Origin of the sequence: Candidatus Hydrogenedens sp. (assembly GCA_035361075.1) — a bacterium.
Classification (GTDB): Bacteria; Hydrogenedentota; Hydrogenedentia; order Hydrogenedentales; family Hydrogenedentaceae; genus Hydrogenedens.
Genome location: DAOSBX010000003.1, coordinates 1 through 26,534, shown reverse-complemented (window position 1 = coordinate 26,534; position 26,534 = coordinate 1). Strand labels below are relative to the sequence as shown.

Annotated in this window: 25 protein-coding genes; 4 read left to right on the top strand and 21 right to left on the bottom strand. The window is 35.6% G+C overall.

Annotation, left to right across the window (positions count from 1 at the left end; translation table 11 throughout):
- Positions 1-98: 98 nt before the first annotated feature.
- The 7 genes from PLJ10_01455 to PLJ10_01425 all read right to left on the bottom strand — a co-directional run bounded on the left by PLJ10_01455 (position 99) and on the right by PLJ10_01425 (position 9,836).
- Positions 99-1,424: a bifunctional UDP-3-O-[3-hydroxymyristoyl] N-acetylglucosamine deacetylase/3-hydroxyacyl-ACP dehydratase gene (locus PLJ10_01455; protein HOK08309.1), complete on the bottom strand. Its 1,326-nt coding sequence runs from the start codon at positions 1,422-1,424 to the stop codon at positions 99-101.
- On the bottom strand, positions 1,399-2,451 hold the full coding sequence (lpxD, locus tag PLJ10_01450) for a UDP-3-O-(3-hydroxymyristoyl)glucosamine N-acyltransferase (GenBank protein HOK08308.1): 1,053 nt from the start codon (positions 2,449-2,451) through the stop codon (positions 1,399-1,401). Before lpxD ends, PLJ10_01455 begins: the two co-directional genes overlap by 26 nt.
- Positions 2,452-2,511: 60 nt before the next feature.
- A complete protein-coding gene (locus tag PLJ10_01445; GenBank protein ID HOK08307.1) occupies positions 2,512-3,105 on the bottom strand; it encodes an OmpH family outer membrane protein in 594 nt (197 codons plus the stop codon).
- Between the two features lie 151 nt (positions 3,106-3,256).
- Positions 3,257-5,572 carry an outer membrane protein assembly factor BamA gene (bamA, locus tag PLJ10_01440; GenBank protein ID HOK08306.1) on the bottom strand — a complete coding sequence of 772 codons (2,316 nt, stop codon included), beginning with the start codon at positions 5,570-5,572 and terminating at the stop codon, positions 3,257-3,259.
- Between the two features lie 54 nt (positions 5,573-5,626).
- Entirely contained in the window at positions 5,627-8,125 is a 2,499-nt protein-coding gene (locus tag PLJ10_01435) for an ATP-dependent Clp protease ATP-binding subunit (protein ID HOK08305.1), read from the bottom strand.
- Between the two features lie 38 nt (positions 8,126-8,163).
- Entirely contained in the window at positions 8,164-9,306 is a 1,143-nt protein-coding gene (locus PLJ10_01430) for a hypothetical protein (GenBank protein HOK08304.1), read from the bottom strand.
- Positions 9,307-9,308: 2 nt separating this feature from the next.
- A complete protein-coding gene (locus PLJ10_01425; protein ID HOK08303.1) occupies positions 9,309-9,836 on the bottom strand; it encodes a UvrB/UvrC motif-containing protein in 528 nt (175 codons plus the stop codon).
- A 569-nt stretch (positions 9,837-10,405) separates the two neighbouring features.
- Here PLJ10_01425 and PLJ10_01420 point away from each other — a divergent pair.
- A complete protein-coding gene (locus PLJ10_01420; GenBank protein ID HOK08302.1) occupies positions 10,406-11,350 on the top strand; it encodes a DUF1559 domain-containing protein in 945 nt (314 codons plus the stop codon).
- Positions 11,351-11,391: 41 nt separating this feature from the next.
- Here the strand turns inward: PLJ10_01420 and PLJ10_01415 are convergent, their stop codons facing one another.
- Together PLJ10_01415 and PLJ10_01410 are read right to left on the bottom strand one after the other, a co-directional pair.
- Positions 11,392-12,216, bottom strand: coding sequence for a metallophosphoesterase (locus tag PLJ10_01415; GenBank protein ID HOK08301.1), 825 nt, complete (start codon positions 12,214-12,216; stop codon positions 11,392-11,394).
- A 56-nt stretch (positions 12,217-12,272) separates the two neighbouring features.
- Positions 12,273-13,151 (bottom strand): DMT family transporter, encoded by an 879-nt coding sequence (locus PLJ10_01410; GenBank protein HOK08300.1) that lies wholly within the window; start codon positions 13,149-13,151, stop codon positions 12,273-12,275.
- Between the two features lie 85 nt (positions 13,152-13,236).
- Here PLJ10_01410 and PLJ10_01405 point away from each other — a divergent pair, with 85 nt between their 5' ends.
- Both PLJ10_01405 and PLJ10_01400 read left to right on the top strand, forming a co-directional pair.
- Positions 13,237-14,154, top strand: a complete 918-nt coding sequence (locus tag PLJ10_01405) for an alpha/beta hydrolase (GenBank protein HOK08299.1) — start codon at positions 13,237-13,239, stop codon at positions 14,152-14,154.
- A gap of 14 nt (positions 14,155-14,168) precedes the next feature.
- On the top strand, positions 14,169-15,044 hold the full coding sequence (locus PLJ10_01400; GenBank protein HOK08298.1) for an alpha/beta hydrolase: 876 nt from the start codon (positions 14,169-14,171) through the stop codon (positions 15,042-15,044).
- A gap of 10 nt (positions 15,045-15,054) precedes the next feature.
- Here the strand turns inward: PLJ10_01400 and PLJ10_01395 are convergent, their stop codons facing one another.
- Entirely contained in the window at positions 15,055-15,783 is a 729-nt protein-coding gene (locus PLJ10_01395; protein ID HOK08297.1) for a glycosyltransferase family 2 protein, read from the bottom strand.
- Positions 15,784-15,873: 90 nt separating this feature from the next.
- On the opposite strand from PLJ10_01395, the gene PLJ10_01390 reads away from it, so the two are divergent.
- On the top strand, positions 15,874-16,275 hold the full coding sequence (locus PLJ10_01390) for a hypothetical protein (GenBank protein ID HOK08296.1): 402 nt from the start codon (positions 15,874-15,876) through the stop codon (positions 16,273-16,275).
- On the opposite strand, the gene PLJ10_01385 is transcribed toward PLJ10_01390, so the two are convergent.
- From PLJ10_01385 to disA, 11 genes are all read right to left on the bottom strand, one after another.
- Entirely contained in the window at positions 16,268-17,239 is a 972-nt protein-coding gene (locus tag PLJ10_01385; protein HOK08295.1) for an aldo/keto reductase, read from the bottom strand. The two genes, PLJ10_01390 and PLJ10_01385, sit on opposite strands and share 8 nt — an antisense overlap.
- Positions 17,240-17,260: 21 nt before the next feature.
- Complete coding sequence (locus tag PLJ10_01380) at positions 17,261-18,385, bottom strand: sialidase family protein (GenBank protein ID HOK08294.1); 1,125 nt, start codon at positions 18,383-18,385, stop codon at positions 17,261-17,263.
- A gap of 102 nt (positions 18,386-18,487) precedes the next feature.
- Positions 18,488-19,387, bottom strand: coding sequence for a sugar phosphate isomerase/epimerase (locus PLJ10_01375; GenBank protein HOK08293.1), 900 nt, complete (start codon positions 19,385-19,387; stop codon positions 18,488-18,490).
- Between the two features lie 203 nt (positions 19,388-19,590).
- The gene (locus PLJ10_01370) at positions 19,591-19,866 is read right to left on the bottom strand and encodes an acylphosphatase (protein HOK08292.1); all 276 of its coding nucleotides are present in this window, start codon (positions 19,864-19,866) and stop codon (positions 19,591-19,593) included.
- Positions 19,863-21,215 (bottom strand): hypothetical protein, encoded by a 1,353-nt coding sequence (locus tag PLJ10_01365; GenBank protein ID HOK08291.1) that lies wholly within the window; start codon positions 21,213-21,215, stop codon positions 19,863-19,865. The genes PLJ10_01370 and PLJ10_01365 overlap by 4 nt, the downstream gene beginning before the upstream one ends.
- Positions 21,216-21,351: 136 nt before the next feature.
- Positions 21,352-22,650: a hypothetical protein gene (locus tag PLJ10_01360; protein ID HOK08290.1), complete on the bottom strand. Its 1,299-nt coding sequence runs from the start codon at positions 22,648-22,650 to the stop codon at positions 21,352-21,354.
- A gap of 36 nt (positions 22,651-22,686) precedes the next feature.
- Positions 22,687-23,265 carry an orotate phosphoribosyltransferase gene (gene pyrE, locus PLJ10_01355; protein HOK08289.1) on the bottom strand — a complete coding sequence of 193 codons (579 nt, stop codon included), beginning with the start codon at positions 23,263-23,265 and terminating at the stop codon, positions 22,687-22,689.
- Entirely contained in the window at positions 23,255-23,950 is a 696-nt protein-coding gene (gene pyrF, locus PLJ10_01350) for an orotidine-5'-phosphate decarboxylase (GenBank protein ID HOK08288.1), read from the bottom strand. Before pyrF ends, pyrE begins: the two co-directional genes overlap by 11 nt.
- A gap of 29 nt (positions 23,951-23,979) precedes the next feature.
- Positions 23,980-24,912, bottom strand: a complete 933-nt coding sequence (locus tag PLJ10_01345) for a dihydroorotate dehydrogenase (protein ID HOK08287.1) — start codon at positions 24,910-24,912, stop codon at positions 23,980-23,982.
- Position 24,913: 1 nt separating this feature from the next.
- Positions 24,914-25,714, bottom strand: a complete 801-nt coding sequence (locus PLJ10_01340) for a dihydroorotate dehydrogenase electron transfer subunit (protein HOK08286.1) — start codon at positions 25,712-25,714, stop codon at positions 24,914-24,916.
- 1 nt (position 25,715) lies between these two features.
- The coding region (gene disA, locus PLJ10_01335; protein HOK08285.1) for a DNA integrity scanning diadenylate cyclase DisA at positions 25,716-26,534 on the bottom strand (819 nt) is incomplete at its 5' end.

Sequence of the window (26,534 nt, the reverse complement as noted above, 5' to 3'; positions counted from 1 at the left end):
TTTTCAAACAATTTATGAAAAACCAATCTCTCTTTATGATTATTAACAGAACTCAGTCACCCTCATTTATAGTTTATAAAAATAAAAATGGAAAATATCTATTTTCTTAATTCTACCAAACCAAAACTCATAGTTGCTTCAGCCACTACTTGATTTTCTACAGAAGCTACAACCTTTGCCTTGAATAGGTCGTTTCGGTAGTAAACCATTTCTGCTTCCACTACAAGCTGGTCTCCAGGTACTACTAGTCTACGAAGTGACGCCTTTTCTAAACCTACGAAGTATGCCTGATAAAGGGGTGGGTCGCCATTCTCTCGGAAAATGAGCACAGAGGATACTTGTGCCATCGCTTCGAGAATCAAAATGCTTGGCATCACAGGAACATCAGGCCAATGCCCTTGGAAAAATGGCTCATTTACTGTAACATTCTTAATTCCAACCACTTTTTTCATGGATGTAAATTCGATAATTCGGTCTACTAACAGGAAGGGATAGCGATGTGGTAATATTTTCAATATTTTATTTACATCTAAAACTGGTATTTGTCGATGTGCTGTTGGTCTTGGGTCATGTATAGCATAAATCCCATAACCGTTCAGATAAACTTTTTTTATTTGTTTTGTAAACATTACATTCTTTTCGTGTCCCGACTTAACGCCAATGATATGTCCTATTAAAGGTCTTCCTAATAGATATGTATCACCAAGCAAGTCGAGAATTTTATGTCTTACAAATTCATCGGGAAATCGTAATCCATCATTTAGAATTTCCTCATCCCCTATAACTACTGCACTTTCTAAACTTCCCCCCATGATTAATCCCTGCTCCTTCAACATTTTTACCTCTTTCAGAAAACAAAATGTACGAGCAGGGGCAAGTTGATTCATAAATGTTTCTTCATTAATAATAAAGCTGGCATACTGTGTACCAATAGCAACATGGTCATAAGCAATGGTCATGGTAATGCGAAATTCATCTGCGGGAAGGATATTAAGAGTTACATCATCTTGACGATAATATACGGGTCTATCAACAAGCAGTGACCTTTTTGGCTCTTCCTGCTCTGTTATTCCTGCCCGAAGTAAGCAGTTCATTACAGGCAAAGCACTCCCGTCGCCATTAGGGATTTCTTCATTATCAAGTTCAATGTATAAATTATCAATACCTAAGCCAGCCATTGCTGCCAAACCATGTTCTACCGTCCTTACTTTGGCATTACCTAAACCAATAGTAGTACCACGAGAAACATCAATTACATGGTCAATATCTGCAGGAATTGCTGGCTTTCCTGATAAATCGGTTCGAATAAAGATAATTCCTGTATCTGGGGGGGCAGGCTTAAAAGTCACTGTTGTTAAACTTCCTGAATGTAATCCTACTCCTGAGAAAGATACTTCTTTACTGATTGTTCGCTGATTTTTCATATACTTTACTCTCTATTTCTTGAATTTTCATTTCAAGTTCTTTAACTCTCCTGAGCAATTCGGGGACATACTGCTGGGCAACTAATATCCTTTTTGCCCGCGAATGTTCTGTTGCAGGGAAACCAGAAACTACAGCACCAACTTCCACTGACTTTGCTACACCTGACCATGCACCTATAGTTGCATTGTCTCCTATATTAATGTGTCCATTGATACCCGCACCGGCACCAATTCGAACACTATTACCTATAGTAGCACTGCCAGCTATACCAGTTGTTGCTGCAATTGCACAATTTTCACCTATTTTAACATTATGTCCTATCTGAACCAAATTATCTATTTTAGTACCTGTGCCTATTTGGGTCTCCCCAAATGTAGCACGGTCAATACATGTATTACTACCTATTTCAACATTATCTCCTATAATAACACATCCAATCTGTGGAATTTTATGCCACAAATTACCATCATGAATGAAACCAAATCCATCTGTTCCAATACATACTCCTGAATGAATAATACAATTAGAACCTATTTTCGTTTCTTCTCGGATAGTGACATTAGGAAATATAATGGTGTTTTCACCAATCTCACAGTTTTCCCCGATATATACATGGGGATATATCTTCGTTTTATTGCCAATTTTTGAATTATTACCAACAAATACAAAAGGACCTATTGCAATATTCTCTCCCAAAGTGACATCATCCCCTACAACTGCAGAGGGGTGTATTCCTTCAGGTAATTGTATCTTTTGAGGATTAAATTGTTGTAATACTTGTAAAAATGCAAGTTCTGGATTTGTCACTATAATACAAACAAGATTTTCTGGTACTGGAACTACAGGTTCTGAGGACATAAGCACAGCAGATGCTTGGGTTTTCGTTAATAACGCTTCATATTTTTTATCACGGACAAATACTAAATCGCCACTACTCGCATTATCGATGCTATTAACACCTGTTATTATAGTGTTTTCATCCCCCTTAATAATTATCCCATTTATCCATTCTGATATTTGTTTCACATTTATTGACATTTTCTTAATTTTTCAATATAGAGTTATCTATATACCAATTAACCGTTTTTATTTCTTTGGTTTTACTGATTCCGTAGTACTTGAATTTGAATTCAAATAGGTTAGGACTTTGGAGGTTATATCCATTGTTGGGCTGTGAAATAATAAACTGCTTTTCAGAGATTTGCCCGCATTGAATACGAGATGATAATTATCTGAGGTGGCAATTACATTAATAGCGTTTTGAATATCATCTAAACATTCACGAATAATTCGTTCTTCCTTGCTATCAATAGTTTTTTGCCTTTTTTCAAGTTCTGCTCTATATGTAGCCGCCTCTTGTTCTATTTTCATTTTCAAATCCAGTTTTTCTTCATCGCTCATTGTAGACTTACCCGACTCAAGTTTTTTTCTATCTTCTTCAATACGACTCATCAGATTATCGAGTTCTTTTTGTTGGGAATCGACTTCCTTTTGAAGTTCTTCATATTTTTGTTTTCTCTTATTGTATTCCCTCATAACAAGCTCAACATCAACAACAGCAATTCTGTATGAGGCTTCTGAACTTTGAGTCTTTACTGGTTCCTGTGCAAAAATCATACCGACAGGAAGAAGTAATAAAATACAAATCGTTAATGATATAAAAAAATATCTCCCGTTCACTGCGAATCCTTTCTATTTATGTTAATTTAACAATTGTTATTTTATTCTTATTTAATATATAGACGAAAGTATATCAAATTTTTATTTTAAATTTCACGTATGCGGGATTTTTTCTAAGAATAAGGGAATCTTTATCATATATTCTTTTTGATTAGAATTGCAATCCTGTAGTTAAATGTAATCTACCGTGTCCTTGGTCATCATCAGGATTTAATGGAATACCATAATCAACACGAATAGGTCCTATCTTCGGAATTTCTGCACCTATTCCTAATCCGCTACTATATCTTAAATCTGACAAATCGATATCTCCCTCATCTTCCCAAACACCACCCATATCAATAAAGCTATAAATTCTAAAGATATTTGTCACCTTATACTTTAATTCTAAATTGTTAACTAATCGTAAATTACCGCCTTTGGCAATCCAATCTCCAAAGAAGCCATATTCACGAATCTTAGGACCAATATCACGATAATCATAACCTCGGACTGTGGTAGTACCACCAGCATAAAAACGGTAGATTAGTGGTATATAATCTGAGTCTCCATATTCTGTCATCCAACCCTCACGAGTTCTTAGCATAAAAACCCACTTTTTATCTTTATCCAATGCCCTATACCAAGCAAAATCAAGTTGCAATTTTACAAAATTATTATCTCCGCCAAGTCCAGCAAGTTCTGAACTTAACACAGCATTAATACCACGACTTGGGTCACGATAACGGTCTAAAGTATTTCTCTCTAAACTCAAAATTGTACTTACCGTTGTTGAATTTTCAGTTTGTTTTCTTATTTCAGGATTTATAAACCATGAAAGGTCACTAATATCGACATCTTCAACCCTAAATGCTAACCGTGCAGTATTGTAAAGTGAAAGCGCCTTCCCAAAACGTATTTGTCCTCCTGTCTGATTTTCACGGTAGTCTGCACCACTACGAACCCAATAGGATTCATCATACAAATCTACGCCAAGTGAAATAGGATATCCAAATATCTCGGGGTCAGTGAAACTTACACTATAGCGGTCTCTTCTGTCACCGACGTGAACACGTGCTGAAAATTGTTGTCCTCCCCCTGAAAAGGATGGCCAGTTGGTAATGTCAAAATTTCTTAGTCTTAACTGTGCAAAACCGCCAACACCTTCATCTGTACTATACCCAGCTCCGAAAAGAAAGGTATTGGTTTTCCCTTCCTCTACATCTACAAGTAAATTAGAATATCTTGGGTCTTCTTCATCATCATGGAGCGTAATACGGATTTTATCAAAATAATCCGTATTTTCAAGTCGCAATCGGCTTGATTCCACAGCAGAACCATCATATCGTTCTCCAGGTTTCACTAATACCTGCCTGCGAATGACTTCATCTTGTGTAACATCATTACCCGTAATATCAACTTGTTTTATATATTTCAATTCACTTTCAGATATGTTATATACAATATTCGTTGTTTTATTCTGTTCATCTTTTGAGACCTGTGGAGTTACGGTAGCATCCACATAACCACTATCTTGGTATTTCTTTTCAAGTACTTGAGCATCTTTAGCCACCTGTCCTTTATTATGAATATCTTCTGGTTTTACTTTGATATCCTTTTCTAACTCTTCAGCATCAAAAACGATATTATTTGCGTATTGTAGAGATTGAACTTTATATTGGTCTCCCTCCTCAACAAAAAGTTTTATTCTAAGCTTTTTTCCATTATCTGTATATAGAACATCTGTATGCGTTACTTTAGCATCTAAATAACCGTGGTCTCCATACTTATTAACTATATTCTCCAGGTCGGTCTCAAATTTGGTCTCGTCATATTTACCACCCAAAAACCACCAAGCGGGTTTGGTCTTCATTGCTTTCTTTACCTGACGGTCACTCAGTGCTGAGTTCCCTTCAATTTCAATCTCTTTAATTCTTGCTTTTTTCCCTTCATCAATAGAATAAATAATACGAACAAGTCCAGGTTCCACTTTTTCTGTTATAACATCAACCTTTGTATTTGCATATCCCTTTGCTTGATACATATTAATAATTGCTTTTCTATCTTCCTCACAAAGTTCGGGAATAAAAGAAGTTCCTCTTTTTTGCTTTAATACAGGTTCTATTGCACGGGGTTTTATTTTTTTGCAACCAATTATTTTCACATCTGATATTCTTCGTTCTTCTTCCACTATATATGTCACTTTGACTCCATCCCCTTCTGGAATGACCTCAACACTTACTTTTGTAAAATAGCCTAAATTATAAATTCGTTTAATATCTCGTGCTACAGCTCTGGAATTGAGTTTATCTCCCACTTTTGTTTCTACCTGTCCTAACACAACCTGTTCGTTAAGTTTTTCAAGCCCTTGAATATTTACAGAAAGAACTTCTTTGCCTGAATAATCCGTTTCTTGTGTCACAGAATTTTTACATAAAATAAAAATAACAATAGATAAAATGACATGTACATATCTTGTTCTTAACATTGAACAAATCCCTTCATTATGTTATATTCAATATTTTTCGCCTACAGTTTTGCCCTAATTATTTATTAATTTTACAGTATTATTATCCGTTTTTGGTAATTGATTTTCAAACTGGTTCTCCTTTACCTTAAATTCCAGAGCAGTTCCATCGGAATTTAAATCAATTAATACAGTACTTCCCTCCTTTATTTCGCCTGAGAGCAGTTTCTCAGCAAGCGGGTCTTCAATGTTTTGTTGAATAGACCTACGAAGAGGACGAGCACCATATTCTTCACTACTACCTATATTTACAAGGAATTTTTTAGCTGAAGGTGTAATTTCAATTTTCATTTGTTTTTCTTGTAAATGCTTAGTAACTTCATTCATTTGAATATCGACAATTTGTTCTAATTGTTCCTGAGTAAGGCGATGGAAAACAAGGACTTCATCTAAACGGTTTAGAAATTCTGGATTAAATGTTTTCCTAACTTCTTCCATAACACGGTCACGCATCTTTTCATATTCTTCTTCTATACTATCTTTTTGAAAACCTAATGAGGTTGACTTTCCAATTTTACGTGCTCCAATATTTGACGTTAAAACAATTACCGTGTTTTTAAAATCTACTTTTCTTCCACTACCATCGGTCATTTGGCCTTCTTCAAGTATTTGCAATAATGCATTAAAAATATCAGGATGTGCCTTTTCTATTTCATCGAACAGCACTACTGAGTATGGTCTCCGTCTTACCTGCTCTGTTAATTGACCTCCTTCATCATAACCTACATATCCTGGAGGTGCCCCCATAAGTCGTGATACAGTAAATTTTTCCATATATTCCGACATATCTAACGTAATTAGAGCCCGCTCATCACCAAACAAGAATTCAGCGAGTTTCTTAGCGAGAAGTGTTTTTCCTACACCAGTAGGACCCAAAAATAAAAACGAGCCTACAGGACGGTTTGAGTGCCTCAAACCTGCTCTTGACCTTTGAATTGCGCGGGTAATGGCATTAATCGCTTCATCTTGTCCGACTATCGATTTATGTAGCTCTTCACGCATTCGAAGCAATCGTTCAGATTCAGTCTCCCCAATCTTGGTAAGTGGGACTCCTGTCCATTTCGAAACGACGTAAGCGATGTCTTCAGCAGTAACTACTGCTTGAGCAGAATCTCGCTGTGACTCCCATTCCTTTTTCTTCTCTTGATAAAGAGATTGTAATCTCCGTTCACGGTCACGTAGTGAAGCTGCTTTTTCAAATTCCTGGTGTTTTATAGCTATCTCTTTATCCTGTGTTACTTTTTCGATTTCCGCTTCTAATTCTTTTAATTCCTTTGGTCTTGTCGTAATTTGTAAACGGACACGACTCCCCGCTTCGTCAAGGACATCAATTGCTTTGTCTGGCAGATATCTATCAGAAATATATTGGTCGGATAATCGAACTGCTGCGATGATAGCGTCATCGGTATATTTTACTTTATGATGTGCTTCATACTTATCACGCAGTCCTTCCAATATCCTAATTGTCTCTTCTGGAGTAGGCGCATCCACAAAAATAGTTTGAAAACGACGTGCAAGGGCACTATCTTTTTCAATATATTTACGATACTCATCGGCAGTTGTGGCACCGATACATTGCAATTCACCGCGAGCCAAAGCAGGCTTTAACATATTTGCAGCATCAACAGCACCTTCTGCGGCTCCTGCACCTACAATTGTATGTATTTCATCAATAAATAGAATAATATTATCTTCCCTTTGAATTTCTTTCATGACCGATTTTAATCGTTCTTCAAACTGTCCCCGATACTTCGTTCCTGCAATAACTGCTCCTAAATCTAATGTCAAAACACGTTTATTTAATAACAAATCTGGCACATTCCCATTTACAATTGCCTGAGCCAACCCCTCAACTATTGCAGTTTTACCGACACCTGCCTCACCAATAAGAACTGGGTTGTTTTTTGTTCTCCTACTTAATATCTGTATTACACGCTCAATTTCCACTTCTCTCCCAATTACGGGGTCTAATTTGCCTTCTCTCGCTAAGTAGGTTAAATCTCTACCAAATGTATCTAAAGCAGGAGTCGTAGATTTTTTCCGCTCATGAGGTTCGCTCTTTCCACCTTTACTGGTTTCACCGATAAGTTTCATAATTTCTGCTTGTGCACGGTGTAAGTCAACACCAAAATCATGTAGCAATTTTGCAGCAACTCCTTCTCCCTCTTTAATTAGACCTAAAAGGATATGCTCGGTACCTACATAAGTATGGTTAAAACGATGTGCTTCTTCAACTGCCATCTCAAGAACTTTTTTTGCTCTTGGTGTGTAGGTAATTTCATCGGATGAAAGCAAAGCCGGTCCGGAAGGACAACGATGTTCAATTTCTTGCAATAACTGTTCTAAATCTATGCCTAAATTTAATAAAGCCTTCGCAGCAATACCCTCTGTTTCAAGACAAAGAGCAAATAAAATATGTTCAGTACGAACGTATTCACTTCCTCGTTTTACAGCCTCATTACGAGCGACAGCGATAACATGCCGAGCTCGTTCTGTAAATCGTTCCCATAACATTTACTTATTCCCTTATAAAAAATTCTTTTGTTCTTAAATTAATTTTTGAATATTTCCTTAAACTTGCTTGCGCGTGCTAAACTCATCTTCACAGTGTTATTCCCATTTCCAGTTAAATTAATGATAATATGTCCTCCTTGAAGTTCAAAAAGCAAAGGTAAAGGTAAAGATGGAATATTTTTAGAAGTTAGGTTCAAAGAAGAGCCTAATTGCAAAGCAGACCATAACTCAATTGCCTCAGCAAATTCCAAAAATTTAGCTCCGTATGCGACACCTTCAGCTCTTCCTACGATATCTTCTAATGTTAACCGACTTGAAGATAACAATTTCTGTCTTGCATCATTTTCAGCCTTTGTTATTTCACTAACCATGTGGGATAAGGAAAAAACTATCTCTGCTTCGGAAAATCCAAGGGTATACTTATTACCAATGGCAAAAAGACTACCTACTGTCTCTATAAATCCGACAGTAACTGGCGTGCCTATGGTACTATGAAATCCTTGTTCAACAAGATGTTTTGGGATGGATAATGGCCTGGCGTCAACGGGAGGACCTGTTTTAATTCCATTTAAATAAAAACCTAATGACTTCAATTTTTCTTCCCAGAGCATTATACTCCCCGTTCTTGCCAGTCCTGGAAGATGAAGAATAACAAATAACTTCAACCCTGTACCAACAAGGTTCAAATCTGACGTTAAAAATCCCAACCGTGAGTCTGTCATATAGTCAATAGACTTGCTTATTCTATCGTCGATTTGATTAAGTAATTCCCAGACCTTCTCAACCTGAGCCCCTGCAAAAACGGAACGAAGAACAAGATGCTCTCCCCCATTAATCATTAGCGAAAACCGTTGGTCTCTACTAATAAAAACACCTCTACGTCCAATACCTGAAAGTAAATCGTAAGACACGAGAAATCGTTCTGACAAAAAAAGGTGTTCTCGTGGAGATACTCCTGCAAAACTGACATATTCATCTACTGAAAACTCATCAAACTGCGTTAGTGCTTCTTTCAATAAGATTTCAAGCCGTTCTTTTTCTTCTTCGCCCATTCGTACTGGAAAAAAGAACCCTGCAACATTACGACATAATGTCCCGACAGTAAAAATAGCAACCGGTGCACCTTCTGCCTCTTCTTTCCACCATATTGGTTTATTATCTACCCACGTTTTCATAATCATAACTAATTCTTTCCCATTTTCCAAGAAGATATTGTTTTCTCTAAATCTATAATTTCATCACGTAGCTTAGCCGCAAATTCGTAATCTTCTGCTTTAATTGCTTGTCGAATTAACGCTTTTTTAGTATCCAGAAGAAACTGTGCCCGAACCCGCTCTTCATCATTAGAATAATTTAATTTTTTACCGATATGAGTGCCTCCACCTTGAATAACTTCAAGTATAGACTCTATTTCTGGACCAAAATTTTTGTAACATGTAAAACAACCAACCTTGTTTTTTTCCTGGATATAATTCAGCTGGGTACCACATACCGAACATATAGATTTGACTTTTGCCTTTTTGGATATATCTTCTATAGTTTCTTTTGGTTCTTTTACTTGTGGTTCTTCTGAACTCAGTTTAAATCCTTTCGGGTTATTTTGGACTTCTATTAAACAGTCAGGGCACAAATGAATCTCAGTAACATGTCCATCTATAACCTCTGCATATCTAACTGTGGCAAGTTTTTTCTTGCATTTTTGGCAAATCATCGTTAATTCCTCATGTGTTAATTAAATTATACCATTATTCATGATTTGCCTTCACCTTTAAGAAGAACCAATTAAAGATTCCATTTGCATAAAACTCACAAAAGTGTTTAAAATTTAAATGGCAACTATGCATCATTGAAATAATATCGAATACCTACTGCAAATCTTTGGAAGGAAACATGCCCCTTCGAAATAGAACAATTACAAAAATTCTCAGTTTTATAATCGCACTATATCTTATCATTGCTGTGTTACACGGCATTGCTCCTGGAATTTGGAAAAAATCCTTTGGGGGAGCTGAGGGAAAAGGTCCTTTTAGAATTCTAATGTTTACTCCCTTATTAATCTTCTCTGTTTTTATATCTTATCTTTTATATCAAATTTGGGATAACACATGTTCCCATAAACCAAAGGTATGTTATTTAAAAATTTTTCATGAACCTTACTCCAGACGGGGTCCCCCAAATTATTAAACCTCCCTATTCATCCTGTCTAAAATTCTAAATACTCAATCTTACTCTTTCTTTAGTTAACTATTTTATCTTACAAATCATTAGGAGGTGTTTGAAATGAAAAAATATGGTTTTACTCTTATAGAACTACTGGTAGTTATTGCGATTATCGGTATATTGGCGGCAATTTTATTACCAGCATTAGCGCGAGCACGTGAAGCGGCACGCCGTTCCAGCTGTCAGAACAATCTTAAACAATGGGGTATCATCCTAAAAATGTATGCAGGAGAGGCTAAGGGAGAACGATTTCCTATGGTATTGATTAACATGGAATCATTATATGACTGTGAGACTCTTACCCCTACTGGAGCCACGAATTACGTTTATGGTTTAAATCCGAGAATATCTGATATTTATCCTGAATATCTTACCGACCCAGCTATTCTTGTTTGTCCTTCTAATTCAAAAGTGACCGTAAATAACTTAAAAAACTCGAAAGGTGATTGGATGATTAACTATGCCTGTGATGATGGTACTGGGCATCTTTTACATTCCGCAGGTGTACGACTCGGGGTGAATAGTTATATTTATACAGGTTGGGTTTTTGACCGCTGTGAGTTAACTGACCCAAAAACAAATTTAACTCCTTTTGCACCGTCAAAAGAAGGTAGTGCTCAATTATGGAATGGATTAGCCTATACCGCAATGCAAGGAGCTATGGCTCATAATTATAGTGTGGCTGATAAAGACATCCCTGGAATGTTTCCAAATGGGAATGCTGGTGGAGATATTATTTACCGCTTACGTGAAGGTATTGAAAGATTTTTAATTACGGACATTAACAATCCTTCCAGTAAAGCACAAGCACAAAGTAGCGTGTGGATTATGTTTGATATTTTGGCTACTGGAAGTAAAACACAATATTTCAATCATATTCCTGGTGGTTGTAATGTGCTATATTTAGACGGGCATGTAGAATTTATAAGGTATGAAGGTAGGGCACCTGTAAATCGATATGTTGCGGAATGCCTTTCTGCAATTCCCTATGCTTTATCATTTTAGTAATTGCAATTACTTAAAGGTACTACCTTAAAATACCCTTTTTAATAAACTGTAATTATATCCTGAACAATTGGTTTACCGTACTCCACTTCACCTACTTTAATATGTAAATTAGGTAGGATATGTACATCAGCATACCCGTGAGTATGTCCACATAGAACCAGAAATTGATGATACATACTGTTCATAGCAGATGATTGAATAACCTCTCCTAAGGCACCACATGTATAGTTTGGCAACCATTTTGCATCCCCTCTGCGACCTTGATGCCAGCATGCTTCAGCAAAAGGAGGAACATGGGTTGCAATTATTATATACTGAGCACGGCTCATCGCCTCAGGCAGTAATTTAGCTAAATATCGAGCAGACTCGGCACCGATAGCCTGAATAACCTGCTTAATTCGAGGACGGTCAAGCCCAATGAGTTCTTTAATAAATAGATAGTCACTCATTTTCGTTTCTGCATGGTCAAAATCACCAAGCCTCGCATCTCCCCAACCATCACAGCCTATAAGTACCGTGTTAGGGGTTAATGTAACAATACCCACTTCTGGTAACCATCGAACACGCTGAGAGTATCTCGTAATCTGCCTGACCTTTTGCCGAACTTGTTCTATTGACCCATGATAATAATCATGATTACCTAATACAAAGTACACGGGACACGTAAAAACACGGTCTATATATAATAACCACTTATCTACTGTCTCAGCAGTCGAAATATCCCCCGTTATAACAACTAACGAAGGTTTCTTCTCAGCTATTTCGCGAATAAAAGCAGAGCCTTTTTCAGGTGGGAGATGGTCTAAATGTATATCTGTCACCCACAACAGAGAAAGTGGTTCTCCTTTTTTATTATCTTTCATATTCATCTTTATGTTTGACATTTTGTTAAGTTTTATTTTTATTTATAGTTTTTAATCTAAATAGGTTTGGATATATTTTTATTTAATGGTTTTATCCAAATAACACAAGATATAGAGAATAATACCATTATCATCCCAATCAAATGATATATATCCACTTTCATTCGATTTAAAAACAATTCAATCATCATAGTGATTAAAACTTGACTTAATCCTAAAATAGAAATCCACTGTGGTTTCCCATTACCATAAGCATTTGTTAAAAAAATTTGACCTACTGTTCCACTTACTCCTATCACTATAAGCAAGAGGTAATATTTTTTCATTATGACTATTATGTTAGAAAATTGAGAGCAGTAAAAGCAAAAAAGGATAAAACTCGTTATCACTGCTACCATACTGTAATGGGATACAACGGTAATCGGTGTAATTTTTCCACAGAAACTTAAGCTAACCATAGCAGAACCTGCACATATAGCACCTATAAATGCAATAAATATAGGAATAACATTGCCTTGAAATTGTGGTCTTTCTATTATGCATATTCCTATAAATGTAGATATAACAAAAACCCAAAGTAACGGAGGTGCTTTGTCTTTGAAAACAATTGCCATAATAAATCCTATCCAAATAGGGGTTGTAGCAAAAATAGTAACTGTGTCAGTAGCATGTAAATGGGATAAGGAATAAAAGGTACAAAGTAATGCAACAGTCCCAAAAATACTACGTAGCCATAAAGAAAAAGAACCAATTAAAATGGGTTTTTCTCCTATAAGCAACGCAAAAATCAAAATAAAAATAAATGTAGGAAGGATTCTAAAAAATGAAATCGCAATCCAAGAAAGGCTATCCCCAATTAAACTTCCACAAATCGACATGATTGAAAAGCAAAATGAGGCTCCAAGCATATATAAATATGGAGAAAGATACTTCATATTACAAAAAATACTAACAGATATGATAACATAAAAAACTACATTACTAAATCTATACATTAAATTATTTTAAGGGTTAAATGATATGAATTTTGATGATTTATTTTCAAAAATAGATATTAAAAATTCAGGATTTACCATAAAATTAAGCATAATAGTAGTCCTAACTTCAATCATAAACATAAGCTGTGCTATCTTCCATCAACAACAAGGGCATTACCTAAATAATGACATTACATTTCATTATTTAGAAAAAGGACAAGGAACACCTGTAATTCTTATTCATGGAATTCTTGCAAATGCAGACCTAAATTGGCGGTTACCAGGGATTACAAAAAAATTATCAAGAAAATATCATGTCATTGCATTTGATTTACGTGGGCATGGCAAATCAGAAGTTGTGTATGGTGTTGAAAATTATGGATTAAACTTAGTAGAGGATGTTCGAAGAATTATGGATTCTTTAAAGATACAAAAAGCACATATTGTCGGGTACTCGCTTGGAGGCTTCATCGCATTAAAATTTGCGACACTTTATCCTGAAAGAGCATATTCTGTAACAGTAGCAGGTGCTGGTTGGGAGAAACAATCGGAAGAAAATATAGAAAAGTTAAAACGTATATATAATGCTATGCGTGAAAAAAAGGACTGCACACCTTTATTTGAACTGGTAGGTATGGAGAAAAAAGGATTCGGTAGAATTTCAATTGCATTTGCCAATTGTTATGCCAAAAAGACTAATGATTTGGATGCCATAGCCGACTTATTAGAAAGTGTTACCGCACTTGAAGTAGAGGAAAATGACCTTTCGGCTTGCCAAGTGCCAATATTACTTATTGGTGGAACTGCAGACCCGATGTGCAAAACAATAAATGAGTTAAGTACTGTCTTACCTAATGATGACGTTGTTTGGATAGAAGGTGGGACACATTTGACAACCTTACTCAAAAAGAAATTTGCCTCATCAGTAGAAAATTTTATAACTAAAAATAACCCTAACTAAAAGGAGACCACAATATGACGATTTTTTTAATAATTCTCCTCTCTTTTATTTTATTAATTATAATTGGTATTTTTCTGGTTCTATTTTTATTAAAGTATCGGGTAAAAGGAGAATATTTTGATTCCAACGGATGCAAAATACATTATCGTGTTGAGGGTAACGGACCGCCATTAGTTTTAATTCATGGATATGCAGTTAATGCAGACTTAAATTGGAGGTGGAATGGGATGATAAAAAAATTAAGGAAACATTTTACTGTTATTTCTTTTGACCATCGTGGACATGGATTAAGTGGCAAACCCTCTGAACCAAACAAATATGGATTAGAAATGGTAAATGATGTTATCCGATTACTGGACCATTTAAATATTCCCAAAGCGTATATTATGGGCTATTCGATGGGAGGTTTTACAACATTAAAACTTTTAACAATGTATCCAGAACGTGTAATCAAAGCTGTTGTTGGGGGAGCTGGATATGAAAAAGTGGATGGAGATAATATAAAAATCCTTATGGAACTGGTAGAATCTTTAGAAAATGGAAAAGGATACTACCCCCTAACCAAAGCATTAGAACCAGGGAGAAAAGAACCACCAAAATGGCGTATTAAATTGTTAGATTTTGGATTAAACATGATGTCCGATTCAAAAGCAATGGCTGATGTGATGAAACAATTTCCAGAAATGGCTGTAACGGAAGATTCTTTAAGAAATAACCACGTTCCGACACTTGTAATTGTGGGTGATAAAGACCCATTAAGTAAAGGGGTGGAAGAACTCGAAAAACATATGAAAAATGCACGGTGTATTTTCCTTAAAGGGAGAGACCACATGACAGCAATGATGGGTAACACATTCTATCGTGAGACATTAGATTTTTTCAGAAACTGATTTGTACACTTTATTTAAATAAATTCATAAATGAATATTTAATGATTGCACTAAGGATTCTAAAAGAATCGTAAACTTTTCTGAAATGGGATGAGCGATTTTTGTCTTCATAAATAGAAGGAATAGGAATAGTCCCTATTGTTTTTTCCTTTTGAATTGCCAACAATAATATTAATGTTTCTGTTTCATACCGTCCTGGCTTGACGCATTGAATAATTTCTTCAGCGAATGCACGAGAATACAGTCGAAAACCACATTGTGTATCTGAAACAGGGCATTTCACCAAGATACGTAGGATAAAATGGGTAAAATAATTGCCTATCTTACTTGCCAACGGAACTTGTCCTGGTTTAAAACTTCTTTGGCCGATGATAATGTCATATTTGTGTTCCTCCCACATTTTTATAAACATAGGCAAAAGTTCAGGATTATGCTGTCCATCCGCATCTAAAAAACAAAATATCTCATAATCCTTAGAAGTCAAAGACGTTTTTAAGCCCTCAATAATAGCAAAGCCTTTCCCCCGATTTTGGGGTAAAGATATAATATGTAAAGGCAACTGAATAATTGTATCTATACAATTGTCGGTTGAACCATCATCAACAACAAACACATCTACTGGAAATTTTAAGGTAGCTTCAACAACTTTTTTTAACCTATTTCCAGCATTATAACAGGGGATGATAACCGCTGTTTTATTATGATGACTGCTGTTATTATTTCTCAATGTATTTTTCATGATATTGATAATTTGCTTAATTTATCCTGACATCACTAAAATTAACGGATGTAGTATAACATTATAATGTAATCTATAAGGAAAATAATTATGGGAATCTGTATTGTTTTATTAATAACATTAAGTGTTCAAAACGTTAATATACCCAAAGTAGATAAACCAATAGATTTTGCGTACGCAATGTACGATAATTTTGATTCTATGGACGCAAACGGAGATGGCTTTCTAACATTGCAGGAAGCACAAAATTTAATTGAGGGATTAAGTTTAGATGTATTTCTCTCATTTGATTCAAATCAAGATGAACAACTAACGAAAGAAGAATTACAAGAGGCAATAAAAAAACTACAGACATGTGGCTCACAAATTAGACGCGGTTGTTCTTGTGCAGTAACACGGGTACAAACATGGGTATCCGATTTTATTGTTATTCTATTTTCAATGACAATTCTTATGTTTATGGGTAGTTCAAAAAATACTTCGATTAAATAAAAGGTTGAGATACTTTATCAATCTCATCCATTTCCGAATCTGATAGTTGAAATTTTAACGCTCCTACATTTTGTTCTGACTGTTCAATTTTTGTAGCCCCAGGAATAGCAACTACTCGTTCCCCATGAAAATGTATTAACCAGTTAAGTGCAACCTGCGACGGTGTAACACCATGCCGTTCTGCTATTTTTCTTAATGTATCTATCACAGGCTTCGTTTTTTGCAAACCCGCAGGGCGATATAATGGAAAATATTTTCTCCAACCTACCCTTGTTTTAATAAGGTCTGGATTTTCATGAAATTTTCCTGTTAATAAACCCTGCTCTAATGGCGAATATGCAATAATAGTCATACCAAGTTCTTTAGCTGTTCTTAAAATACCATTTTTTTCAATGCGACGGTGAAGTAAACTGTAATGTACCTGATTTGATACCAGTGGAAAACCAAACTTTTCGAGATATGTATGTGCTTTTTTCATTTGACTTGCAGTATAGTTGCTAACTCCAGCAACCTGAATATATTTTGACTTTATCAACTCTGCCATTACTTCCATTTCAGACTTAATACTTGATAATGACGTAGGTGAATGAATTTGATAGAGGGTAATTTTATATGGAGACAACCGCTGAATTTGCTCTTCGATAGAATGAAACATCCTCGAGGCACGTCGAGCAACAGGGTGCCATTTTGTTGCAATTATAACCTTTTCTGGCGGAACATTAATTCTTTTCAATCCATTTGCTACACATTGCTCTGAAACGCCCCAACCGTACATTTCAGCAGTATCAAACCAATTAATGCCCTGTTCCCAGGTTACACGGATAATATCATCACTCGGAACTTCTTTTAATGATGGCCAGAACTTTCCAGCAAACCCAATTTGATTACTAAACTGCCAACATCCTAACCCCAAAGGAGTAATATAGATATCACTCTCCCCTAATTGTCTCAATTTCATATCCATGACTCTTTTCCTTTTTGTTTGTTAATCTTCCTTAATAAGAGACCGAATATTTAATTTCTTAAAAACAATTTGTTCATAAGGATTTTTCATTCCACATTCAAATAAAATCCCTATTTCATTCTTATTTAAGGAACAAAGACAGGAATAAGCAGAAGGACCTGAATATACTAATTGATTGTATTTCCATGTTTTGCCATAATCATCGCTTATTCTTACAGTCATATTAATTCGTTCTTTTTTGTCTGCAGGGTTAGAAAAAGCAAGATATTCTTTATCATTCCTTTTATGTTTAATCAAGCTTGCTTGACATACGGGCTCTACAAGTGTTAAATCGTAATTAATATCTCCCCAATGAGTTCCCCCGTCTGAACTTATTGAGATGGCTCTACATGGATATTCACGATTGTAATTCCGCATGTTCAACAATAATTTGCCATCTTGAATTTCTACAACCTGACACTCGTTTTGCTTAGGTCCTATTGGCTGGCTATAGTTCCATGTTTTCCCTCCATCATCTGAAAATATAACATGTGAGTACCATTGATTATCTTTTTTATTGGCATGGTCACAAGGAATGATAATTCTATTCTTGTATAGGTTACTTTCCAGTTGTATACCTATTCCAGGCCCTGTAGCATACCAGGTCCAGTCTGCATGCTTAGTAGAGGAGGTTATTTCCTCTGGCTTTGTCCATGTTTGACCGTCATCTACTGAACGTGAAATAAATACACGACGTGTATCTTTTGATTTTCCCGCGATAATTTCAGGTTCAGAATCTTCTCCAAGATTCCAGGTCATTAATAGAATAATCGTTCCACTTTCACTATCAATCACAGCACAGGGATTACCACATGTGTTCTTATCATCATCCCATATTACTTGTAGAGGTCCCCAGGTATTTCCATCATCTTCCGACCATCTACAAATCAGGTCAATATTTCCACTATCTGAGACGGAGTCTTTCCTCCCTTCACAAAAAGCAATAAGTGAACCTTGCTTTGTTTTTATTAATGATGGTATCCGAAATGTATCATACCCTTCCTCGCCTGATTTAAATACAGGTGTTTGATTACTATCTTCTGTATATAAGGCGGTAGGTATCATATACAAAATAATTACAAATAACCATAAGAGAATCTTATTCATAAGTACCTCTTAATATTTTATTGTTTATCATAAAATAAAATGGAGGTGTATTCTTACACCTCCATCCTCATTCAATTTTGAATATTAGTAATGGTATGTTCTCTACTTTCCTGAAAGTTCTTTCGCCACAGCATCAAAATACTTGACACATTGAGATATCTCAGGAAGTGAATTTTCCCAGTTATATTCATATTCAATAGAAAAAACTCCCTTAAATCCCTGTTTATAAAGATATGTCAATATTGCCTTTATATCTGCTTGTCCTGTTCCCCAAATAACATCATGGGCATCTCTCTTCCCAAACTCACCTAAATCTTTTAAATGGAACGATATGATTCTTGTTCCTAATGCCTCAATAGCTTCCATTGGTTTAATTCCTGAACGCATCCAATGTCCTGTATCGGCACATGAACCAATTCGTGGACTCACATCTTTTGTTACTTCCAGAACTTTTTTATAATCCCAATATAAAGAAGGTTTAGGATGATTATGAATTGCTACTTTAATACCATATTCTCCTGTCAGTTTATCAACAAGCTGCATTGCATTCGCAGGGGGTTCGGATACAATTGTCTCTATCCCCATGGCTTTTGCGAAATCAAATACCTTACGGCATTCTTCTTCATTATTCGGAAGGTTTACAACACCATAATTTATAAGTTTTACGTTTGCTTGCTGTAATTTTTCTTTTACTTTCTGTTGTAGTTCTGGAGAGATATTATGGTCAAACACGACATCACCTGTCTCTTTGGATAGTTTCTGGCCTGGATATGCTTCGATATAGTGAAGTCCAATAGAAGCGACTTTATCGATTGCTTCAAAGAATGTAAACCGATTAAAAGAGTATGCCTGACAACCAATCTTCCAGCCGATGGCTTCCGCGTTGGGAGCACCTCCAGTATACAATTCGTTATCCGCAAAAGATGTCTTTGAGCCTAACAGAATAACGGAAACAAACAACACCAGAGAAATAAATAATGAGGAAATTAAAAGCTGTTGCATAAGATATTCCTTTCTTTTTGATGGGTTTTTATATACTTAGGTTGAATCTGACATTTATTATGGTTCAACTAATATATTTATTTCAATTTCATACTTATCCTCTGAATTTAGAGACGGATTCTCTCTACAAAATATTTATAAATTTGGAAATAGCATAAAATAGTTTATATATTGATGTTAATTGTACTGTTATAGTTCCAAAATTAATATTTAATCTCAAAAGTCGTATAATTTTCCGAAGTTTCTTCCCAAGAGACATCTACGTGACTAACTTTAGCTCCAAGCGGTCCTTTATGGCACCAGAGTAACATCTCTTGCACTTTTTCTTCAGGTCCATCAAACACTGCTTCTACAGTTCCATCTTTTTTATTACGAACCCAACCTCTCAAACCTAATTGCACTGCTTTACGGTATGTCGCATATCGAAAACCAACACCTTGGACAATACCATAAATTACAAGATGAAGCTTTGAACTCACAGTTCACCCTTCAATCTAATGTATCTTTTTCTGTATTCAGGCAAGGTTACACCAATAGCGGCACGACAAGCCTCAAATGCAACCTCTGGTTCCCGATTTTCAATTAAGGAAGGCAATATTTTTAATAAATTCTTATCCCCTAATTTAAATATAAGTTTGCACACTTCCTTACGAACCACAGGACTTCCTTCTCGCATTAATTCTTGATACTGAGGCAAAACAGTCGGGTCTCCTCCTTCATATAAAGCGGTAATGGCTCGAGCACGATATATAAAATTAGAATCCGTTGGATTTTCTCGTCGGGTTAATCGTGTCCTCAAAAATTGTTGAGCTTTCCATTCTTGCTCTCTTGCAAGTAAAAGAGCAATTTCTGGTCTTAATGTTACCTGATCTTCAAATATTTGTGAGAGTAACGCTTTTCCGTTAGGATCTTTCATAAAGAAAAGTGCTTTTATTGCACGATATTGTGCCATCCCTTGTAAATTTGGAATGATTTGCCTTAATTGTTCTTTTATATCCTCTCCACCTAATTCTACAAATGCATAGACTGCTGATTCTGACTTATCTTCGTTCTGGGAAGATAACATCTCTAATAATTTAGGAATAATTTCCCGAACACCTAACATTGCTAATGCACGAGCCGCAGGACCACTAATTTCTCCAGACCTGTCCTGTAGCATATTCATTAACGATGGGATACCATCCCGATAACCTACTAAACCACTTAATATTGTTGATTGGATTCGAACCGCACGATTTCCATGCTCCAAACCGCTTCTAAGTAAAGCGGTTGGCACCTGTCCTCCTGTAAGATATATCCCTCTTGCGGATACTAATTGTGTTGATATTTCATTGGCATCGAGTAACTTTTGCAAATATTCTGATGCTTCTTGAGAATTGTGAAGAGTGAGCAAAACCGCACATTCCACTTTTAAGTCCTGATTGCTCTCCGAAGATTTGTAAATTTCTTCAACACGAACCCATGCTCTTTCAACGGTCATTCTGTCTTCTGTCCGCAATGTGATACCTGGCATAATTTGAACTGATGTCTTTTCCCTTTTTTCCTTCTGAATTATAATTTCAGAAATCTGGTCTAATTTATACGTCACTCGTTCCTCTTTTTCAGATTCAAAAACCAAGTACTCGGGATGTACTTCAATTAATTTAAGGTTAACATCTTGTGCACCTGAGTTTTTTAATATAACTGTCACAAGATTGTCAGATTTTAACAACGCATCCAAACTCTTGTCACCAGTAATTTTTATATTCTGTGCTGTTATAACTCCCGAAAATAGACAAAATACAAATATTGTTATCAAAAAACACATTATAAACCATTTTGATTTCATATCATCCCTTTCTTACTTTTTATGTTTTATTTTATCCTTTTATTTGCTTTATTATCATTAAAATTATTCAATTTAATCTAATTATCTCATAATTTGTTTAATCATGGCACTTTTAAACAAACAGTAAAAATTAACGTTACGTTTCCCGCCAATTTATTCTTCTTTCCTTTACAAGCCCATCCAAAAATGATTTAGCAGAAGAATATGAATTCACAAATGGATTTATTGTTAGGGATTTAAGTGCATATTCATAAGACCGATTAATAACTGATTCAATCATCAATCTATCACTTTCTTTTGCTGTGAGTAACAAACCACGAAAGACTTCTGGCAATTTAGTATTCATAGAAGGTTTAAATCTGTTTCTGCTGATTTCACACGGAATTTCTACGGATGTATCATAAGGAAATTCTGGGATATATCCCTTATTTGGCACACAAATAATGTGTTCTTCTGAATAAATACTTTGCAAATCACGGATTAGTGGAACAATTAAATCTTCATACCATATAGGATTCCGTTCATATACAATATCAGGAATACTTTTTATTTGTTCGTCTTTATAGATGTTCAAAATTTTTGACTCGTTTTCATATAACATTTCGGAGCGAAACTGTGGTTTCCGTTGTTGCTCTTTTAAGTATTCATTTTTTCGAAGAAATATGCTTAACGCTCTTGAAGGGATAACATTAAAAACAGACATTAGTTCATGGTCAAACTGATTTGGGAGTTCTTTGTCAATTTTCTCGATAAGTTCCACCATAACACTTTCACCATTAATTAACACATCACATACAACCCCCAAATGATATAACCCAATATATTGAATACGAACCTGCTTTTCTGGGACTCTAAATATGTCAGAAATAATTCTTTTGTAAGTTGCTGTTGTTTCACATATTCCAATAACGTGTTTTAGATTTGCATATCTCGTTAACGTTTCAACAACAAGCCCCATCGGATTGGTCATATTTATTAGCCATGCATCGGGATTTATTAAGGCGATAATTTTTCCAACTTCAAGCATTATGGGAAGTGTATTTACAGCATTCATAAAACTTCCAGCACCAAAACTCTCATCTCCAATCAAGTCATAATTTAAAGGTCTCTTTTCATAATCAATCCTTGCTAAAAAGCCACCGACCCTAATGTGACTTATGATAATTTGAGCATCCTCTATCCCTTCCTCAATTGAAACCGAACTTTTTATCTTTAATGGATAACCTATATTATCAGCCATCCTTTTACAAAACGACGAGACTATCTCAAGTTTTTCGGGATTTCTACCTATCAATACAATCTCTTTTATTCTTAAATTGTTCTTCATAACAGCATATAGAAATGCTGGAATATATACGCTACTCCCCCCAAGGATTGCTAAACGTTTTACCATTTTCATGGGGATTCTATTATGTGTTACTTCCCTTCTTCTCATAACCTACTCTATATCTATAAGTTTATATTATATCTTTTAGGTAAGAAGGATGTTGTCTGGTTCTGTAATAGATTGTCCATCTTTACATAGTTGACATTCTTCTGGTTCCCATGTTTCTAAATTTATTTCTGCTAATGAGAAAAAAGGCACATCAAACAATACATTACCTGGATTTCTATTAACGATACAACCAACTCCGACAATTTCAGCACCTCGCCCCTGGAGATGTTCTATACATTTTTTGACAGAACCACCTGTCGTAGTAATATCTTCTACAACTATAACTTTCCAGCCTTTTACTAAGGTAAAGCCACGTTTCATAGCCATTGTTTTATCTGGCTCTTTTTCGAGAAACGCTGTCAGACATCCAAGTTGTCGTGCTACCTCATATGCAAGAACAATTCCGCCTGTTGCTGGACCAACTACTAAATTAACATGGAATTCTTTAAAATACGTTGCTAACTCTGAACACAATCGCTCGGTTACTTTCGGATATTGCAAAATGCGTGAAAATTGAAGGAATTTATTTCCATGTCTTCCACTCGCATAAACAAAATGGCCATTTAGTAAAGCCTTATGCTGAATAAAAATTTGGATAACTTCATCATTGGTCATGTTCAATTTCCTTCACAATATTGTCAAACGCATGTCCTGGGTTATCTGCTTTTAATATAGGACGAGATAAAACCAACATATTTGCTCCACGTTGAATTGCCTCTTTTGGAGTCATCACACGGGCTTGGTCATGAGTCTCTGATGCCCATGTAGGACGAACACCAGGAGTAATCAACAGAAAATCATTTCCTAACCTTGCCCTTAAAATAGCAATTTCTACAGGAGAACATACTATACCATGTCCACCAGCACTTAGAGCCATATTAGCAAGGTTATACACTGCATCTTCTAATTTCCAAGATATACCTAATTCTTTCTGAATTTGCTCTTCGGTATGGCTTGTTAATATGGTTACTGCAATAATTTTAACATTTGTTCCTTCAACACCTTCTCTTGCATACTTAACCATTTGCCTTCCACCTAAGGCATGAATAGTCAACATATCTACTCCTAAACTACAAGCAGATTTTACCGCATTTCTTACTGTATTTGGGATATCATGATATTTTAAGTCAAGAAATATTTTTTTCCCCTGTTCTTTAAGAAAAGTTATGACCCCATGTCCACACCGAGTAAAAAGTTGACTACCTACTTTATACCAGAGACATTGTGGGCACATACTTACAATTTGTTTTACTTCTGAAATGGTATCTACATCCAAACCTAAAATTAATCGCTCAGACATTTTTCCCTCTTTATTAATTATTTTAAGTGTTAGCTAATAATTACTGAACCTATTAATTTATTAATATCTTCAATTCGGTGAGAATTGCAATACTCTTCCAATCCCTGAATTATCTTTATTGGTGCTAAGGGGTCACGAAATATAAAGGAACCAACAGCTATCAACTTTGCACCTGCAAAGATAAATTCTAACGCATCATTAACAGTACAAATACCACCCATACCAATCACTGGTATTTTTACTGTTCTACTTACATCCCAAACCATCTTAACTGCAACAGGTCGAATAGCAGGTCCGCTTAACCCGCCTACAACATTTTTTAATTTGGGCTTTTGTGTCTTTATATCAATACTCATTCCTAATAATGTATTTATTATTGATATAGCATCTGCCCCACCCTTTTCAGCTGAGATTGCAGGCTCTGTAATATCTGTAACGTTCGGTGAAAGTTTTACAATTAAGGGTAGTTTTATCTTTGAACGAACTGCCATTGTGTATTTTTCTACCCATTCTGGCGATTGAGCAACTAATGGACATTTATATCTACTCCGTGCATCATGCACATTTGGACAAGACAAATTCATTTCAATAGCATCTGCCCCACCTTCTTTTTCTAATCTTTCGGCTAATTCCTCATATTCCTGTATTGAAGTCCCATAGATGTTAGCAATAATTGTGCATTTCTTTTGCCGTAAATAAGGAAGTTTTTCCTTAAGATATACCTCAAGTCCCACATTTTGTAGCCCAATTGCATTTAACATCCCTGCGGGCGTCTCCACAATACGAGGTGGTGGATTCCCTAAACGTGGTTTAAGTGTTAAACTTTTTACAGTTACCGCACCTAAACAAGATATATCAAAGTATTCTGAATATTCCTCACCATAGCCAAACGTACCTGATGCAACAGTTACAGGATTTTTTAATGTTAAGTTTCCAATGGTTACCTTCATGTTTACATTCATATTATTCCTCTCCGATTTTGTCCCACAGAATTATCCGTGTATCAAAGATAGGCCCTTCTTTACAAACACGAACCATCATTTCTTTTTCTACTTCAATCCTTGCTGGAAGAACACAACCCAAACAAACACCTTCACCGCATGCCATCTCCGCTTCTAATGATGCATAGCATAGCCACCCATTCTTATTACATATCTCATGAACATTTTTTATCATAGGTAAAGGACCACATGTATAAATAAGTATATTTTCTGGCAAATCCAATGATTTAAGGAAATCTGTTGCCATACCATTATAACCAGCACTCCCATCTTCTGTAACTAAATGGATTTTACATCCCATTTGTCGAAAATCTTTTTCACATAACAAATGGTTAAAAGTCTTTCCCGCTAAAATTACTTCTGGAGCAATACCTTTAATATTTAATATTTTTTCTACCAATGCGGGGAAAGGAGCAACACCTATTCCTCCTGCCACTATTAGAGAACGTTTATTATCTTCTGGAAGAGGGAATGAATTTCCTAACGGTCCCTGCACATTTATTTTTTCACCAGCTGACAACGTTGATAAAATCTTTGTCCCTTCTCCGCAGACTTTATATAAAATTGATATGCCATCATGGAATATTCTCTCAATCGACATAGGCCTTCTAAGAAATGGATAATACCCTGTAGATACTTCCAACATCACAAATTGCCCCGGCAAAGCATGGATAGGAATATCTTTATTTTGCAATACCAAGCGGTAATGATTAGGTGAAACCTCATTATTCAATCTAATAATACATTCATGAATTTTTTTCATATTACCTCCGAAATTCTAATCCCATCTGGCTACGTAATAAATTTAAACTGCCTCTAATACGTTCCGCAAGGACATCACCTATCCCCTCGACATCCATCAAGTCCTCTTTTGAGGCATGTAAAATTTGTTTAAATCCACCAAATTTTGTTACAAGATTCTCTATCAATGCTGTGGGTAATCTATGCGTCATTGTTAAAATACGATAACCACGTGGTGTTAGATATATATCAACAGAACGAAGATTCGCACTATAACCTAAAATCTGACTTATATTTCCGAGGTCTATTAATTCATTTTGTGATAATTCGTGAATCTTTTGCAACACAGTATTGTAATCGAAGCCAGTCCGTTCACGGTAATAATCTTTAATAACCAGTTCTGCCTCTGGAACAGGAATTAATAGTTCTTTCAATTGCATTTGTATTAACCGACCTTCAGTCCCTAATTCGAGAATAATTGGGTTCAGTTCATCTGCTAACCTCAAAACCACCTGCGTCCTTTGAATTGTTTTGCAAACATCAAAGATAGTTACTACATCTTGAAATTCGCGAATAGTCAAATCTTGCAAAGACTGATTCATTGTAACTAAAAATTTCTCAATGGTCTGCAATGATTGCATCGCTCTATTAAGCAACGTAGGTAATGGGGCTAATACATGCTTTTTATCATTCACATAAATCGTCACCGAAGAACGACGTTGTGACACCGCAACAACAATACAATGGGCTTGTTGTGCCATTCTCTGAGCGACACGGTGACGTGTCCCTGTCTCATCGGATGGAATTTTTGCATTTGGCTTCAAAAAACGATTTGCATATAA

What these genes read in the sequence shown, in the direction of transcription:
- PLJ10_01340 (HOK08286.1), bottom strand. Translation starts at nt 25,714, where the DNA reads ATGAAAAAAATTCATGAATGTATTATTAGATTGAATAATGAGGTTTCA.
- PLJ10_01415 (HOK08301.1), bottom strand. Translation starts at nt 12,216, where the DNA reads ATGAAAGATAATAAAAAAGGAGAACCACTTTCTCTGTTGTGGGTGACA.
- PLJ10_01405 (HOK08299.1), top strand. Translation starts at nt 13,237, where the DNA reads ATGAATTTTGATGATTTATTTTCAAAAATAGATATTAAAAATTCAGGA.
- PLJ10_01435 (HOK08305.1), bottom strand. Translation starts at nt 8,125, where the DNA reads ATGTTATGGGAACGATTTACAGAACGAGCTCGGCATGTTATCGCTGTC.
- pyrE (HOK08289.1), bottom strand. Translation starts at nt 23,265, where the DNA reads ATGACCAATGATGAAGTTATCCAAATTTTTATTCAGCATAAGGCTTTA.
- PLJ10_01425 (HOK08303.1), bottom strand. Translation starts at nt 9,836, where the DNA reads ATGATTTGCCAAAAATGCAAGAAAAAACTTGCCACAGTTAGATATGCA.
- PLJ10_01410 (HOK08300.1), bottom strand. Translation starts at nt 13,151, where the DNA reads ATGAAGTATCTTTCTCCATATTTATATATGCTTGGAGCCTCATTTTGC.
- bamA (HOK08306.1), bottom strand. Translation starts at nt 5,572, where the DNA reads ATGTTAAGAACAAGATATGTACATGTCATTTTATCTATTGTTATTTTT.
- PLJ10_01420 (HOK08302.1), top strand. Translation starts at nt 10,406, where the DNA reads ATGAAAAAATATGGTTTTACTCTTATAGAACTACTGGTAGTTATTGCG.
- PLJ10_01365 (HOK08291.1), bottom strand. Translation starts at nt 21,215, where the DNA reads ATGAAATCAAAATGGTTTATAATGTGTTTTTTGATAACAATATTTGTA.
- PLJ10_01430 (HOK08304.1), bottom strand. Translation starts at nt 9,306, where the DNA reads ATGATTATGAAAACGTGGGTAGATAATAAACCAATATGGTGGAAAGAA.
- PLJ10_01380 (HOK08294.1), bottom strand. Translation starts at nt 18,385, where the DNA reads ATGAATAAGATTCTCTTATGGTTATTTGTAATTATTTTGTATATGATA.
- PLJ10_01400 (HOK08298.1), top strand. Translation starts at nt 14,169, where the DNA reads ATGACGATTTTTTTAATAATTCTCCTCTCTTTTATTTTATTAATTATA.
- PLJ10_01360 (HOK08290.1), bottom strand. Translation starts at nt 22,650, where the DNA reads ATGAGAAGAAGGGAAGTAACACATAATAGAATCCCCATGAAAATGGTA.
- PLJ10_01390 (HOK08296.1), top strand. Translation starts at nt 15,874, where the DNA reads ATGGGAATCTGTATTGTTTTATTAATAACATTAAGTGTTCAAAACGTT.
- PLJ10_01455 (HOK08309.1), bottom strand. Translation starts at nt 1,424, where the DNA reads ATGAAAAATCAGCGAACAATCAGTAAAGAAGTATCTTTCTCAGGAGTA.
- PLJ10_01385 (HOK08295.1), bottom strand. Translation starts at nt 17,239, where the DNA reads ATGGATATGAAATTGAGACAATTAGGGGAGAGTGATATCTATATTACT.
- PLJ10_01375 (HOK08293.1), bottom strand. Translation starts at nt 19,387, where the DNA reads ATGCAACAGCTTTTAATTTCCTCATTATTTATTTCTCTGGTGTTGTTT.
- PLJ10_01395 (HOK08297.1), bottom strand. Translation starts at nt 15,783, where the DNA reads ATGAAAAATACATTGAGAAATAATAACAGCAGTCATCATAATAAAACA.
- pyrF (HOK08288.1), bottom strand. Translation starts at nt 23,950, where the DNA reads ATGTCTGAGCGATTAATTTTAGGTTTGGATGTAGATACCATTTCAGAA.
- PLJ10_01345 (HOK08287.1), bottom strand. Translation starts at nt 24,912, where the DNA reads ATGAATGTAAACATGAAGGTAACCATTGGAAACTTAACATTAAAAAAT.